This is a genomic window from Hymenobacter sp. B1770, from assembly GCF_049896385.1.
Lineage (GTDB): Bacteria > Bacteroidota > Bacteroidia > Cytophagales > Hymenobacteraceae > Hymenobacter.
On the sequence record NZ_JAFCUF010000089.1, the window covers coordinates 283 to 565 of the forward strand.

The following is a 283-nucleotide window of genomic DNA, read 5'->3' on the forward strand; positions in this document are numbered from 1 at the left end:
GATGGGGGCTCCCTGGATTTTCCGCCTGGCTACGCTGGCACCGGGGGTAGCCAGGTGGCGGGCGGTAACGCCAACGGGGGCCTGGGCGTTGGCGGCGATGCTAGTAGCCAAAATTATAACACTAGCGGTGGCGGCGGCGGCGGCGGCGGCTACTACGGTGGTGGCGGGGCGCAAGTTCGCGCAAATGTTGGCGGCGGCGGCGGGTCGTCGTTCGTGACAAGCACGGGCAGCACCGGCACCGTGCATACCGCGGGTTACGGCACCGGCAATGGTTCCTTGACCC

At 68.2% G+C, this 283-nt stretch carries 1 pseudogene; it reads left to right on the forward strand.

Features of this window, described 5'->3' with window-relative positions:
• Positions 1-283 (forward strand): annotated as a pseudogene (locus tag ACP7AJ_RS21620) (hypothetical protein); the annotation flags it as partial.